We start from the raw sequence: 14,308 nt of genomic DNA, 5'->3' as shown, positions 1-14,308 counted from the left end.
TCGCTATGTCTGACGACATGTCTTCTTTTTCGCCTTCGTCAGCGGGCGAACAGGGTGTACTACGTTCTATGCAGGAGGTTGCGATGAGCTCCCAGGAAGCCAGCAAGATGCTGCGCACTTACAATATTGCCTGGTGGGGCAATAACTACTACGACGTCAACGAGCTGGGCCACATCAGCGTCTGCCCGGACCCGGACGTCCCTGAAGCGCGCGTGGATCTCGCTAAGCTGGTGAAAGCCCGTGAAGCGCAGGGCCAGCGTTTGCCTGCACTGTTCTGCTTCCCGCAGATCCTGCAACATCGCCTACGTTCCATTAACGCCGCGTTCAAGCGCGCGCGTGAATCCTACGGCTATAACGGCGACTACTTCCTGGTTTACCCGATCAAGGTGAACCAGCACCGCCGCGTAATCGAATCCCTGATCCACTCCGGCGAACCGCTGGGACTGGAAGCAGGCTCCAAAGCGGAGCTGATGGCGGTTCTGGCGCACGCGGGCATGACCCGGTCGGTGATCGTCTGTAACGGCTATAAAGACCGCGAATACATTCGTCTGGCGCTGATTGGCGAGAAGATGGGCCACAAGGTCTATCTGGTTATCGAGAAGATGACCGAAATTGCCATCGTGCTGGAAGAGGCCGAGCGTTTGAACGTCATTCCGCGCCTCGGCGTACGTGCGCGTCTGGCGTCGCAGGGTTCCGGTAAATGGCAGTCTTCCGGCGGTGAAAAATCCAAGTTCGGCCTCGCGGCGAACCAGGTGCTGCAGCTGGTGGAGATCCTGCGCGAGCGCGGTCGTCTGGACAGCATTCAGCTGCTGCACTTCCACCTCGGCTCGCAGATGGCCAATATTCGCGACATCGCCACCGGCGTGCGTGAGTCCGCGCGTTTCTACGTTGAGCTGCACAAGCTTGGCGTGAATATTCAGTGCTTCGACGTGGGCGGTGGCCTGGGCGTGGACTACGAAGGAACCCGCTCGCAGTCCGACTGCTCGGTGAACTACGGCCTGAACGAATACGCCAACAACATCATCTGGGCGATTGGCGATGCCTGTGAAGAGCACGGCCTGCCGCACCCGACGGTGATTACTGAATCTGGCCGCGCGGTTACCGCGCACCATACGGTGCTGGTGTCTAACATTATCGGCGTCGAGCGCAGCGAAATCACCGAAGCGACGCCTCCGGCAGACGATGCCCCACGTTCCCTGCAAAGCATGTGGGAAACCTGGCAGGAAATGCACGAGCCGGGCACGCGCCGTTCCCTGCGCGAATGGCTGCACGACAGCCAGATGGATCTGCACGATATTCACGTCGGCTACTCGTCAGGCACCTTCAGCCTGCAGGAGCGCGCGTGGGCGGAGCAGCTCTATCTGAACATGTGCCATGAAGTGCAGAAACAGCTCGACCCGAGCAACCGCGCGCATCGTCCGATTATCGACGAGTTGCAGGAGCGTATGGCGGACAAAATGTACGTCAACTTCTCCCTGTTCCAGTCGATGCCGGATGCCTGGGGTATCGACCAGCTGTTCCCGGTTCTGCCGCTGGAAGGGCTGAACCACGCCCCGGAACGTCGCGCAGTGCTGCTGGACATCACCTGTGACTCTGACGGCGCGATTGACCACTACGTTGACGGTGACGGTATCGCAACGACGATGCCAATGCCGGAGTACGATCCGGAGAACCCGCCAATGCTGGGCTTCTTTATGGTGGGTGCGTATCAGGAGATCCTCGGCAACATGCACAACCTGTTCGGCGATACCGAAGCGGTTGACGTGTTTGTCTTCCCTGACGGCAGCGTCGAGGTTGAGCTGTCCGACGAAGGGGACACCGTGGCGGACATGCTGGAATACGTGCAGCTGGATCCGAAAAAACTGCTCACCCAGTTCCGCGACCAGGTGAAAAACACCGGTCTGGACGATGCCTTGCAGCAGCAGTTCCTGGAAGAGTTTGAAGCGGGTCTGTACGGGTACACCTACCTGGAAGACGAGTAGTAAAACCTCCCTCTCCCGGTGGGAGAGGGTTGGGGTGAGGGCATCAGACCGCACAATGCCCTATACTCACTTGAACCCGTATGAATTAACGGCGATAATTCGCCCCAATATGCGATTTACGAATCAATCCCTTCCTCGTCGGGTTTAACGACGCGGAGGGGATTTTTTTTCATCTGTTTTTAATGTATCGACGTTAAAAGAGGTCAGGACATGAGCACTTTAGGTCATCAGTACGATAACTCTCTGGTATCTAACGCGTTTGGTTTTTTACGCCTTCCAATGAACTTCCAGCCGTACGACAGCGACGCGGACTGGGTGATCACCGGCGTGCCGTTCGACATGGCAACCTCCGGTCGTGCGGGTGGACGTCACGGCCCGGCGGCAATCCGTCAGGTTTCCACCAACCTGGCCTGGGAGCACAACCGCTTCCCGTGGAACTTCGACATGCGCGAGCGCCTGAACGTGGTGGACTGCGGTGACCTGGTGTACGCCTTCGGCGACGCGCGCGAAATGAGCGAAAAATTGCAGGCGCACGCAGAGAAACTGCTGGCGGCTGGCAAACGCATGCTCTCCTTCGGCGGTGACCACTTTGTCACTCTGCCGCTGCTGCGCGCCCACGCGAAGCACTTCGGTAAAATGGCGCTGGTGCACTTCGATGCGCATACCGACACCTACGCGAACGGCTGCGAGTTCGACCACGGCACCATGTTCTACACCGCGCCGAAAGAAGGCCTGATCGATCCGAACCACTCCGTGCAGATCGGCATCCGTACCGAGTTCGACAAAGACAACGGTTTCACCGTGCTGGACGCTGGCCAGGTGAACGATCGCGGCGTGGACGATATTCTGGCTCAGGTTAAGCAGATCGTCGGCGATATGCCTGTATACCTGACCTTCGATATCGACTGCCTGGATCCGGCGTTTGCACCGGGTACCGGTACGCCGGTTATTGGCGGCCTGACGTCAGACCGCGCCATCAAGCTGGTGCGTGGCCTGAAGGATCTGAACATCGTTGGGATGGACGTGGTGGAAGTGGCGCCAGCCTATGACCAGTCCGAAATCACCGCGCTTGCCGCGGCGACCCTGGCGCTGGAAATGCTCTACATCCAGGCCGCGAAAAAAGGCGAATAAGCCTTACGCGCTGATTGCTGCTGCGCGACGCATGCGCAGCAGCAACATTCCCCCGGCAAGCAGGGTGATTACCTGCGAGACGACCAGCACCGAAAAGCCTGAGCTGACTGACCCTACCGACCTCATCACCATCCCCATCAGCAGCGGAATAAACGCCGCGCAGATATTGCCGATCCCGTTGATAATGCCGTAAGCGCTGCCCACCGCTTCCCGCGCGGCGTGATGCTGGATCACCGCCGGAATAGCCGCCCCCTGTAGCCCCCAGAAGATATTCGCCGAGAGCATAAACAGCGCCAGCCAGGCAGGCTGATGGCTGAGCATCAGCGCGACCACGGACAGCGCCGTCAGCGCGCCGCCCACCACAAACAGCATTGGTGCCTGTTCCGGGCGCATTCTGTCGAGCAGCACCCCGCCGAGGAACTTCGAGCCCAGACTCAGCAGGAAGGGAATGGCCGCAAGCATGCCCGTGGCGTGCAGCGAGAAATGATGCTCGTCGCGCAGCCACGCGGGCAGCCAGGCGCTGCTCCCCCAGAGATAGCTCAGGGTGGCAATCTCAACCAGCAGGATCCACCCGAGCAGCGGCGTTTGCCAGGCCAGCGAAAACGTCTCTGCGAAGCCCGGTTTTTTGATTTTCTCCGCACCCCGCGGCGCGGGCAGGAAGCGCCAGACAAGGCCGCCACCCAGCACAAGATTTAATACCGCCAGGGCATAAAACGACCCGGCCCAGCCGAGATGCGCCATCAGCCACGTTACCAGCGGAAAGCCCACGGCCAGCCCGAGCGAGACGCCCAGCGCGGTCACGGCGTTGGGTTTGCCGATCTCCTGCGCGCTAAAGTGATCGCTGATGAAGCGCGTTTTCAGCGAAAAGAGCGGCCCCTCAGCGATCCCCAGGATCGTGCGCGCGACGAGCATGCCCATCAGCGATCCGAGCAGCGGTGAAATGGCGCATACCGCTGCCCACATCGCTATGCTGCTCAATAATCCCTGTCGATAATGGAGTTTGCTTTCAATAACTGGAGTTAATAATAAAGCTGAAAATCCATAACCCAGCAGAAAACAGGTCATAAGCATTCCCTGTAACATTCTGTTTTCATTTAGCTGAAAATGCTGAGCAAATTCCGGGTTTAAAATCATTACAGAAATATTCACCCGGTCAACGTAGGAAATAATAACCAGTAATAACAATGCCACTGTGCCTTGCCATCTTGCCGTCATAACGCCTGCCTTATGTTTTTGCTTATTTCTATTTTTATGCGCGTGATTATCACGTGGGTAAAATGGTTCACCTGTGAAACTCATTGTTTATTAAAGAAAAAATAAAATTAAGTTTCACAGGTGAAACACGATGTTTTTCACTTCTTTTATTTTTAAGGAACAAAAAGAAAAGAAGTCAATCACTGATTATTAAAATTTAAGGCCATCGATAAATCGTATTCTTTCACACCGAAATAATGAAAATTTCATATCGCTGCATTTTTTCGTGATCCTTTGCACACTTAGTTAATTAATTGCTGTTTGATTAACAAATTCGTCACATTGCGGCTTGACGAAACATTCATCGCTTTTATATTGACCGTATTAAATAAGAAACAGAGTTTCATATATGAAACAAAAGCCTGGAGGATCGTGATGAGCTGGATAGGCGTATGTGACGCAGAACAAGTACAGGAAGATTTCCCTTTTAGCGGCAACGTCGACGGTAAAGAGATCGGCGTGTATTTGATTGACGGTGAATATTACGCGCTGGAAGACGTATGCCCCCACGCCTATGCCCTGCTGAGCCAGGGCTTCGTGGAGGACGGCAAGGTGGAATGCCCGCTGCACGAGGCGGTCTTCGACGTCAAAACCGGCCAGTGCCTGCACGGCCCCGGCGGGCGCAACCTCAACCGCTACCCGGTTCGGGTTTTTGAAAACCAGATTCAGATTACCTTCGTCGAGGAGACCGTGGCATGAGCGACACCCTGAACTACAACCCGGCGCTGCCGGAAAGCCGTCAGTTTGCCCCACCGGCCGAGGGCGGTAACGGTGCGATCCATAAGCCGGGTGATTACCAGAACCTGATCTGGCAGACCCGCAGCCGTGAGCCGGAAAGCTGGGAAGTGAACCTCATCGCCACGCTGGAAGATCTCTTCGAGCAGGGGGTTGAAACCTTACCGGAGCTGGTGAACGGGCTGAACGCGGTGCGCATGCACGATCAGCAGGGCGAGCCGTGGAGCGAGGCCAGCTTCCAGGCATTCTTACAGGTTAACGGCTACTGAGGGCAACGCGATGACGACGACCGTACAACACTATCTCGATAAAGGCCTGCGCGGCCTCTGGTATCCGGTGCTGGCGAGCTGGGAGGTGCAGTCTGCACCGGTGGGCATTACCCGCCTGGGCGAACAGATTGTGGTCTGGCGCAACAAAGACGGCCAGGTGCAGGCGCTGGAGGACCGCTGTCCGCACCGCGGCGCGCGCCTGTCGATGGGCTGGAACCTTGGGGATCGCATTGCCTGCTGGTATCACGGCGTGGAGGTCGCGGGCAACGGCGAGGTGAAAGACGTGCCCGCGGTGGACAAATGCCCGCTGGTCGGCCAGCAGTGCGTGCGCAGCTACAACGTGCAGGAGGCGCACGGCGCAATCTTCCTGTGGTTTGGCGTCACCGCGGACCAGCAGCCGGACGAGCTGACCTTCCCGGATGAGCTCGCCGATACGGACAGCTTCAGCAACTTCCTCTGCACCGCCGCGTGGAAATGCAATTACCAGTACGCGCTGGAAAACGTGATGGACCCGATGCACGGCACCTATCTGCACTCCTCGTCGCACTCGATGGCGGAAGGGGATCGCAAGGCCGACATGGTGCTCCAGCCGACCAAAACCGGCTTCATCTTTGAGAAAAAGGGGCAGAGCGGCGTCAATTTCGACTGGGTGGAGCTGGGCAACAGCGGCACCTGCTGGATGCGCCTCTCCATTCCGTACAAGAAGCGTTTCGGGCCGGGCGGCCACTTCTTTATCGTCGGCATGGTGGTGCCGGAAGATAACGACAACTGCCGCGTCTTCTTCTGGCGCATTCGCCGGGTGCAGGGCTGGCAGCGCGACATGTGGCGCTTCATGTACCGCAACCGTCTGGAAAAACTGCACTGGGAAGTGCTGGAGCAGGACCGCGTGGTGCTGGAAAGCCTGGCGCCAAACGCCCGCGACCATGAATACCTGTATCAGCACGACGTCGGCCTCTCGCGCCTGCGCCGCATGATGCAAAAGGCCGCCAAAGAGCAGCTGGCGATGCGCGAAGAACAGCAGGGAGCCGCCTGATGAACGGGCTGCTGAGCGGCAAGCGCATCGTCATAACCGGCGCCGCGCGCGGGCTGGGCTTTCACTTTGCCAAAGCCTGCGCGGAGCAGGGCGCGGCGGTGGTGATGTGCGACATCCTCAAGGGTGAGCTGGCCGAGAGCGCCCACGCCCTGAGCGAGCGGGGCTATGCGATCGAACCGCACGTTATCGATCTGGCCGATCCACAGTCCATTGAGCAGGTGTTCAGCGCGATTGGCGAGCAGGGTCAGATCGATGGCCTGGTGAACAACGCGGCGATGGCGACGGGCGTCGGCGGCAAAAATATGCTCGATTACGATCCGGATCTCTGGGATCGGGTGATGAGCGTCAACGTCAAAGGCACCTGGCTGGTGACGCGCGCCGCGGTGCCGCTGCTGCGCGAGGGCGCGGGTATCGTGAACGTTGCGTCCGACACCGCGCTGTGGGGCGCGCCGCGCCTGATGGCCTACGTCGCCAGCAAGGGCGCCGTGATTGCCATGACCCGCTCAATGGCGCGTGAACTGGGCGAAAAGCGTATACGCATTAATGCCATCGCGCCGGGGTTGACCCGCGTCGAGGCGACCGAATATGTTCCGGCCGAGCGCCATCAGCTTTACGAGAATGGCCGCGCGTTAACCGGCGCGCAGCAGCCGGAAGACGTCACCGGCAGCGTGGTCTGGCTGTTAAGCGATCTGTCGCGGTTTATCACCGGGCAGCTGATCCCGGTCAACGGCGGCTTTGTCTTTAACTAAGGTGTAGCGATTATGGCAAACGATCAGGAAGTGAAGTATCTGGTGCCGGGGCTGGAGCGCGGTTTACAGCTGCTGTTGGCCTTTGGCGAGCAGCATCGCGATCTGACCTTTGCCGAGCTGCACCGGCTGGTGGATATGCCGAAGGCGACCGCCTATCGCGTGGTGCAGACGCTGGAGTACATGGGCTTTCTGGAGCGCAACGCGCGTACCAATACTTTTTCGCTGGGCATGAACGTGCTGCGTCTCGGCTTTGAGTACATCGCCTCGCTGGACGTGGCGCAGGTCGGCCAGCCGGTGATCGAGCAGCTGCGCGACGTGAGCCAGTGCAGCAGCCATCTGGCGATCCGCGACGGGCGCGACATTATCTACATCGCCCGCGTCAGCGCCGCCGGGTCGCGCATCAACCAGGTCAGCATTGGCACCCGCCTGCCGGTGCACTGCACCTCGCTGGGCCGCATGTTGCTGACCGATATTTCCCGCGCCGATTTCGAACAGTTGTTCCCGCACGAGCGCCTGCCGGGCAACACGCCGGGGCAGCTTCACGACCGCGAGGCCCTGTGGCAGATGGTGCAACAGGACAAAGCCCGCGGGTTTGTCATCGGCGAATCCTTCTTCCGCCACGGCATCTCCTCCATCGTCTACCCGGTGTATGACCGAAGCGGACGCGTGGCGGCGGTGGTCAGCATTCTGGTGCCGTCGGAGGAGATCCCGCAGACCGACCGCGAGCGGCTGCAAAACGAGGTTCGCCTCGCGGCGGATAAAATTTCTGGCTTCTTAGGCTATTTGTCACAGGCCAGCTAAATCAGTGAGTTAACGTCAGGCGCTTGACTGCGTCGGGCATGTTTTACGCCCAATTTGGGCCAGATGAGGCAACGAACGATGAGTGTAACCGGAATTGAAAAGCTGGAATTTGGCGTGGAAGACCTGACGCACTGCGCCAAATTTATGCGTGATTTTGGCCTGACGGGCGATGCCAGTGGCCAGCGTTTTACCACCCTGAGCGGCGCGCGCGTGGAGCTGAACCCCATCGACAGCCCCGACCTGCCGCCGGCGTTTGAAGCGGGCAACACCCTGCGCCGCATGACCTGGGCGGTGGCCGCACAGTCCGATCTCGACGCGCTGCGCCCGAAGCTTGCGCAGCAGCCCGGCTTTCGCGAAGTGGGCGACGCGCTGGAATGCCTCGATCCGAACGGCATGACCCTGCGTGTGCAGGTCAGCCAGCAGACCGACGTGGAGCTGAACGTTGAGCCGATCAACCAGTGGGGCGATGCCCGCCGTATCGACACGCCGAGCCCGGTTTATGAGCGTGCCCAGCCGATCAACGTCGGGCACGTGGTGTTCTTTGTAGAAGAGCTGGCGGCGGTGGAAAAATTCTACCGCGAGGTGCTCGGCTTCCAGGTTTCGGACCGCTACATCAACCGCGCCGTGTTCCTGCGCTGCGGGGTGCGCGGCGGACATCACAACCTGTTCCTGCTGCAACTGCCGAACCGCAAGCGCGGCCTCAACCACGTGGCCTTCACCGTGCGCGACATCCACGAGGTGATCGGCGGCGGTATCGCGATGAATAAAAATGAATGGAGCACCTTTATCGGGCCGGGCCGCCATCCGGTGTCGTCGGCCTATTTTTGGTACGTCAATAGCCCGACCGGCGGCGCGTTTGAGTATTACACCAACGACGACTATCTGACGGAAAACTGGCAGCCGCGCGAGCTGGAGCACTCCCTGGTCTCCTTTACCGAATGGGCGGTGGAGGGTGGGATTGACCACGACACCCGCCGTCAGCAGAAAAAGCCGGAGGCGGTATGACGTCGCGCATTGTCATTATCGGCGGCGGTCAGGCGGGCGGCTGGGCGGCGAAAACCCTGCGCGACGAGGGCTTCGACGGCGAGATCTGCGTGGTGGCGGAAGAGGAGTGGGATTTCTACGAACGTCCGCCGCTGTCGAAAGCGTCTCTGCTGGAGCCGGACGCGGCGCTCCCGCGGCTGTTTAGCGAAGAAGCACAGCAGGCGCTGAACCTGACCTGGTACCGCCCGCTGCGTGCTGAATCAGTCGATCGCGAAGCGAAAACCGTGCGTTTAAGCAACGGCGAACGTCTTAGTTACAACATCCTTTTAATGACCACCGGCGGGCGGGCGCGCCTGCCTTCGCAGGCGTGGGCGGCGCATCCGCAGGTCTACACTCTGCGCCACTGGCAGGATGCGCAGCGCCTGAAGGCGCGTCTGGCGGAAAGTAAAAAACTGGCGATTGTCGGCGGCGGCTGGATCGGCCTTGAGATTGCCGCTTCCGCGCGCAAAAGCGGCGTGGCGGTCACGCTGTTCGAGCAGCAGCCCGCGCTGTGCATGCGCTCGGTGAGCGGCGAGGTGTCGCAGCGCTTAGAGGCTATCCATCGCGAGCAGGGGGTGGAGATCCGTACCGGCTGCGGCGCGCTGGAGCTGGAGGACGATAACGGCCTGCCGGTCATGCACTGCGACGGCCAGCGCGAAACCTTTGACGCGGTGGTGGTGGGGATCGGCGTCGATCTCAATCTGGAGCTGGCGCGCGATGCGGGACTTCGCACCGAGCGGGGGATCGCGGTGGACGCCCAGGGGCGCACGTCCGATCCGTTCATCTTTGCCGCCGGCGACGTGGCGCAGCACCATCACTACGGCCTGTGCATTCAGTCCTGGGCCTTCGCCCAGAATCAGGCGGTGGCGACGGCGAAAGCCATGCTTAACCCCGATGCGCCAGGCTACGACGACGCGCCGTGGCTGTGGTCGGATCAATATCAGCACAACATCCAGATCCTCGGCATTCCGCAGCCGGGCAGCCGAACGATAGTGCGTGAAGAAGCGCTGTACTTCTCGCTGGACGACAACGGTCGGCTAACGCAGCTGGTGGCGTTCAACGATGCGCGCACCGTCAAGCTGGCGAAGCGCTGGATGGCGGCGGGGCGGGACCTGTCGGACGTACCGCTCGCCGACCCGGCTTTTTCACTGATGTCATTGCGATAGCTAACCCGCACCCGTAGGGGGAGACATGACCACATTAGAGACCAACACCGCGCCCGTCGAGGCGAGCGGTGAGGGAACCCGCACGCCTGAAAAAGCGGTGCGCTGGGCCATCCCGCTGTCGCTGCTGGCCTGCGTGCTGCTGGCCTTTTTCGACAAAATCAGCATCGCGGCGCTCTTTTCCGACGGCCATTTCCAGCAGGCGATGGGCATCGATTTTGACACCACGCGCCTCGGCATTCTGATGAGCGCCTTCCTGCTGAGCTACGGTTTTTCGTCGGTATTTTTGAGCGGTTTAGGCGACAAAATCGCGCCGCTGCGCCTGCTCACCGGGATGATGGCGATCTGGTGCGTGCTGATGGTGGCGATGGGCTTTACCCATAACTACACGCTGATGATTATTCTGCGCATCCTGCTGGGCGTGGCGGAAGGGCCGCTGTTCCCGCTGGCTTTCGCCATCGTGCGCCACAACTTCCCGCAGCATTTACAGGCGCGCGCCACCATGCTCTGGCTGCTGGGCACGCCGGTCGGCGCCGCGATTGGCTTCCCGCTCTCCCTCTGGCTGCTGAACACCTTCGGCTGGCAGAGCACCTTCTTTGTCATGGCAATGCTGACCGTGCCGGTGCTTATCTTTGTGCGCGTTGGCCTGCGCGGGATCCGTCTGGAAGCAAAACCCTGCACCTCGCAGGCGTCTCAGGACGAGCGGCGCGCGGCGCGGCGCGAGCTGTTTGTCAGCCCGCACTTCTGGATCATCTGCATCTTTAACATCGCCTTTCTGACCTACCTGTGGGGCATCAACGGCTGGCTGCCGGGCTATCTCATCAAGGGCAAAGGCATCCACCTGGAGCACGCGGGCTGGCTGTCGTCGATGCCGTTCATCGCCATGCTGGCGGGAGAGGTGATTGGCGCGTGGCTCTCTGACCGGGTCGATAAGCGCGCGGCGGCCTGCTTTATCTCGATGGCGGGGGCTGCGGTAGGCCTGGCGGCGGTGATGCACCTCGACACCCCGCTTGCCATCATCGCGGCGATGAGCTTCAGCACCTTTATGTGGGGCACCGGCGCACCCAACATTTTCGCCCTGCTGGCGAAGGCCACCCATCCCCGGGTGAGCGCCACGGCGGGCGGCATTTTCAACGGGCTGGGAAACTTTGCGGGCGCGCTGTCGCCGGCGGTGATGGGCGCGCTGATCGCCTTCACCCACAGCATGGATTCCGGGCTGATTTTTCTGGCGGTGATGGCGGCGGTGGGCTGCGTCCTGTTACTGCCGCTGCTGAGACGTTACTGAGGAGAGTGTCATGACTGATTCAACCGTAACCAACAAAACAGGCATCAAACCTGACCACCTGACGATGGAAGAGTGGGTCGAGTCGCGCATCGCGCGCTTCGAAGGCCGTAAATACGACTGGAACGCGCTGAAGTTCCAGGCCGATTTTGACCCGAAATACCGCCGGGCGCAGATGCGCTACATCGGCACCGGCGCAACCGGCGTGGCGAACGACACCAATACCGTGCAGGCGGACCATTTTACCTTCTCCACCATGGTGCTGCCGTCGAAGTGCGAAGGGCCGCTGCACCTGCACGACGACGTGGAGGAGGTGTTCTTCATGCTCAAAGGGCAGATCACGCTGATGATCCAGGACGGCGATAACTACACCGAAACCGTGCTGCGCGAGCGTGACCTGATCTCCGTCCCGCCGGGCATCTATCGCGGCCTGTTTAACCACGGGGAAGAAGAGGCGCTGATGTGCGTCATGCTGGGAACCAACAAGCCGGAAATCCCGACCTATCCCTCCGATCATCCGCTCTCAAAAGTGAAGCGGAACTAAGGGGGCGACATGACGGGTTTTCGTGAACAGGGAAGCGGCATCCCGCTGATGCTGCTGCACGGGATCAGCTCGGGCGCTGCGTCCTGGCACAAGCAGATGGCGCTGAAGGGCTTTCGCGTGCTGGCGTGGGACATGCCCGGTTACGGCGAAAGCCCGATGCTGGCGGTTGAGCGGGCGAACGCGGGAGATTACGCCGACGCGCTGGCGGCGATGCTCGACCGCGCAGGCGTCTGGCAGGCGGTACTGGTGGGCCATTCCCTGGGGGCGCTGGTGGCCAGCGCGTTTGCGGCGAAGTTCCCTGAACGCGTTATTCATCTGGTGCTGGCGGACGCCGCGCAGGGCTACGGTAATGCCGCGCCGGCGCAGCGAGAGCAGGTCTGGCGTAATCGCGAGCAGCAGATGGCGCTCGGCGGCGACATTCTCGCGCAGACCCGCGCCGCGAAGCTGCTGCGCCCCGGCGCGCGCCCGGACGATATCGCCACCGTCGCGGCGGGCATGCGCAGGCTGCGCACGGAAGGCTACCTCGCTGCCGCGTGGATGCTGGCGCATGACGACATTCACGGCTGGCTTAAGCGTTACGCCGGTCAATTTGAAGTCTGGTGCGGCGAGCAGGACGCGATCACGCAGCCCGAGCTGGTACAGGGGCTGGCGCTGCGCTACGGCATGCCGTTTACCGCGATTCCGCAGGCCGGACACGCGAGCTATCTCGATAACGACGCGTTTTTTAATCAACAGCTTTTACGCATTAACGAAGAGGTGCGCGATGAATGCACACATTGACGGCCGCGTAGCGGTCGTTACCGGCGGTTCGTCCGGCATTGGCTTTGAGACGCTGCGCCTGCTGCTGGGCGAAGGGGCGAAAGTCGCCTTTTGTGGGCGCGACCCGGACCGGCTCGCCAGCGCCCATGCGACGCTGCAAAACGACTATCCCGACGGGGAGATTTTCTCATACCGCTGCGACGTGCTGAACGCCGACGAGGTGCAGGCCTTCGCGGATGCGGTGCAGGCGCGCTTTGGCGCGGCGGATATGCTGATCAACAACGCCGGTCAGGGCTACGTGGCGCACTTCAGCGACACCCCGCGCGAGGCGTGGCTGCACGAAGCCGAACTTAAACTGTTTGGCGTCATTAATCCGGTGCAGGCGTTTCAGCCGCTGCTGGAACGGTCCGATATCGCCTCCATCACCTGCGTGAACTCCCTGCTGGCGCTTCAGCCGGAAGAGCACATGATCGCCACGTCGGCAGCCCGCGCCGCGCTGTTGAACATGACGCTGACGCTCTCGAAAGAGCTGGTAGGCAAAGGCATTCGCGTCAATTCCATACTGCTCGGTATGGTCGAGTCCGGCCAGTGGCAGCGCCGCTTTGAAAGCCGGGCGGATAAAAGCCAGAGCTGGCCGGAGTGGACGGCGGAGATCGCGCGCAAGCGCGGCATTCCGATGGCGCGCCTCGGCAAGCCGCAGGAACCCGCGCAGGCGCTGCTGTTTCTCGCCTCGCCGCTGGCCTCGTTTACCACCGGCGCGGCGCTGGACGTTTCCGGCGGCTTTTGCCGCCATCTGTAAGGACGCATCATGAAAAAGGTAATGTTAATTGGTTATGGCGCCATGGCGCAGGCGGTGATTGAGCGTCTGCCCGCTGGCGTGGCTATCGGCTGGATCGTGGCGCGCGCGTCTCACCATGCCGCCATTCGCGACCAGTTTGGCGATGCGGTCGAGGCGCTGACCTCGCCGATGGCGTGCGCACAAACGCCCGATCTGGTGCTGGAGTGCGCCAGCCAGCAGGCGGTTGCGCAGTACGGCGAAGCGATTCTGCGTCGCGGCTGGCATCTGGCGGTCATTTCCACCGGCGCGCTGGCGGACAGCGCGCTGGAGCAGCGCCTGCTCGCGGCGGGCGGAAAGCTGACGCTGCTTTCCGGGGCGGTGGCCGGCATCGACGGGCTTGCGGCGGCGAAGGAGGGCGGGCTTGAGCGCGTCACCTATCAGTCGCGTAAAAGCCCGGCCAGCTGGCGCGGCAGCTATGCCGAGCAGCTTATCGATCTTAACGCGGTCTCAGAGGCGAAGGTCTTTTTTGAAGGGAGCGCCCGCGAGGCGGCGCGGCTGTTTCCGGCGAATGCCAACGTGGCGGCGACCGTGGCGCTCGGCGGCGTCGGGATGGATGAAACCCGCGTGCAGCTGATGGTTGACCCGGCAACGAAACGTAACACCCACACGCTGCACGTAGAAGGGCTGTTTGGCGAATTCCATCTGGAGCTGAGCGGGCTGCCGCTGGCGTCTAACCCTAAAACCTCCACCCTGGCGGCACTCAGCGCGGTGCGCGCCTGCCGCGAGCTGGCCCTGAGCTGAGGAG

The 14,308-nt window shown here is 61.0% G+C and carries 15 protein-coding genes; 14 read left to right on the top strand and 1 reads right to left on the bottom strand.

The window, feature by feature from the left end:
* The first annotated feature begins 5 nt into the window (after positions 1 to 5).
* Together speA and speB are read left to right on the top strand one after the other, a co-directional pair.
* Positions 6 to 1,982 (top strand): biosynthetic arginine decarboxylase, encoded by a 1,977-nt coding sequence (gene speA / locus INF77_RS05725; protein WP_045629995.1) that lies wholly within the window; start codon positions 6 to 8, stop codon positions 1,980 to 1,982.
* A 210-nt stretch (positions 1,983 to 2,192) separates the two neighbouring features.
* On the top strand, positions 2,193 to 3,113 hold the full coding sequence (speB, locus tag INF77_RS05720) for an agmatinase (protein ID WP_017382921.1): 921 nt from the start codon (positions 2,193 to 2,195) through the stop codon (positions 3,111 to 3,113).
* Between the two features lie 3 nt (positions 3,114 to 3,116).
* On the opposite strand, the gene INF77_RS05715 is transcribed toward speB, so the two are convergent.
* The gene (locus INF77_RS05715) at positions 3,117 to 4,328 is read right to left on the bottom strand and encodes an MFS transporter (RefSeq protein WP_028014354.1); all 1,212 of its coding nucleotides are present in this window, start codon (positions 4,326 to 4,328) and stop codon (positions 3,117 to 3,119) included.
* A gap of 414 nt (positions 4,329 to 4,742) precedes the next feature.
* Between INF77_RS05715 and INF77_RS05710 the strand changes: the two genes are divergently transcribed.
* From INF77_RS05710 to INF77_RS05655, 12 genes are all read left to right on the top strand, one after another.
* Entirely contained in the window at positions 4,743 to 5,066 is a 324-nt protein-coding gene (locus tag INF77_RS05710; protein ID WP_003860044.1) for a non-heme iron oxygenase ferredoxin subunit, read from the top strand.
* Positions 5,063 to 5,371, top strand: a complete 309-nt coding sequence (locus tag INF77_RS05705; RefSeq protein WP_028014353.1) for a recombinase-like helix-turn-helix domain-containing protein — start codon at positions 5,063 to 5,065, stop codon at positions 5,369 to 5,371. The genes INF77_RS05710 and INF77_RS05705 overlap by 4 nt, the downstream gene beginning before the upstream one ends.
* 10 nt (positions 5,372 to 5,381) lie before the next feature.
* A complete protein-coding gene (locus INF77_RS05700; RefSeq protein ID WP_028014352.1) occupies positions 5,382 to 6,404 on the top strand; it encodes an aromatic ring-hydroxylating dioxygenase subunit alpha in 1,023 nt (340 codons plus the stop codon).
* Positions 6,404 to 7,153: an SDR family oxidoreductase gene (locus INF77_RS05695; protein ID WP_003860050.1), complete on the top strand. Its 750-nt coding sequence runs from the start codon at positions 6,404 to 6,406 to the stop codon at positions 7,151 to 7,153. The genes INF77_RS05700 and INF77_RS05695 overlap by 1 nt, the downstream gene beginning before the upstream one ends.
* Before the next feature lie 12 nt (positions 7,154 to 7,165).
* Entirely contained in the window at positions 7,166 to 7,954 is a 789-nt protein-coding gene (locus INF77_RS05690) for an IclR family transcriptional regulator (RefSeq protein ID WP_028014350.1), read from the top strand.
* 78 nt (positions 7,955 to 8,032) lie between these two features.
* Positions 8,033 to 8,959: a VOC family protein gene (locus INF77_RS05685; protein WP_193532073.1), complete on the top strand. Its 927-nt coding sequence runs from the start codon at positions 8,033 to 8,035 to the stop codon at positions 8,957 to 8,959.
* A complete protein-coding gene (locus tag INF77_RS05680; RefSeq protein WP_193532072.1) occupies positions 8,956 to 10,143 on the top strand; it encodes an NAD(P)/FAD-dependent oxidoreductase in 1,188 nt (395 codons plus the stop codon). The genes INF77_RS05685 and INF77_RS05680 overlap by 4 nt, the downstream gene beginning before the upstream one ends.
* A 25-nt stretch (positions 10,144 to 10,168) precedes the next feature.
* The gene (locus tag INF77_RS05675; protein WP_193532071.1) at positions 10,169 to 11,425 is read left to right on the top strand and encodes an MFS transporter; all 1,257 of its coding nucleotides are present in this window, start codon (positions 10,169 to 10,171) and stop codon (positions 11,423 to 11,425) included.
* Between the two features lie 10 nt (positions 11,426 to 11,435).
* The gene (locus tag INF77_RS05670) at positions 11,436 to 11,966 is read left to right on the top strand and encodes a cupin domain-containing protein (protein ID WP_017382915.1); all 531 of its coding nucleotides are present in this window, start codon (positions 11,436 to 11,438) and stop codon (positions 11,964 to 11,966) included.
* 9 nt (positions 11,967 to 11,975) lie between these two features.
* Positions 11,976 to 12,746, top strand: coding sequence for an alpha/beta fold hydrolase (locus INF77_RS05665; RefSeq protein WP_193532070.1), 771 nt, complete (start codon positions 11,976 to 11,978; stop codon positions 12,744 to 12,746).
* Positions 12,730 to 13,524 (top strand): SDR family oxidoreductase, encoded by a 795-nt coding sequence (locus tag INF77_RS05660; RefSeq protein ID WP_028014345.1) that lies wholly within the window; start codon positions 12,730 to 12,732, stop codon positions 13,522 to 13,524. The genes INF77_RS05665 and INF77_RS05660 overlap by 17 nt, the downstream gene beginning before the upstream one ends.
* Before the next feature lie 9 nt (positions 13,525 to 13,533).
* Complete coding sequence (locus INF77_RS05655; RefSeq protein WP_041908340.1) at positions 13,534 to 14,304, top strand: aspartate dehydrogenase; 771 nt, start codon at positions 13,534 to 13,536, stop codon at positions 14,302 to 14,304.
* The last annotated feature ends 4 nt before the right edge of the window (positions 14,305 to 14,308 follow it).

Origin of the sequence: Enterobacter cloacae complex sp. P1B, assembly GCF_014982345.1 — a bacterium.
Taxonomy (GTDB): Bacteria; Pseudomonadota; Gammaproteobacteria; order Enterobacterales; family Enterobacteriaceae; genus Enterobacter; species Enterobacter bugandensis.
The sequence above is the reverse complement of the archived record's forward strand: the minus strand, read 5'-3'. Positions and strand labels throughout refer to the sequence as shown.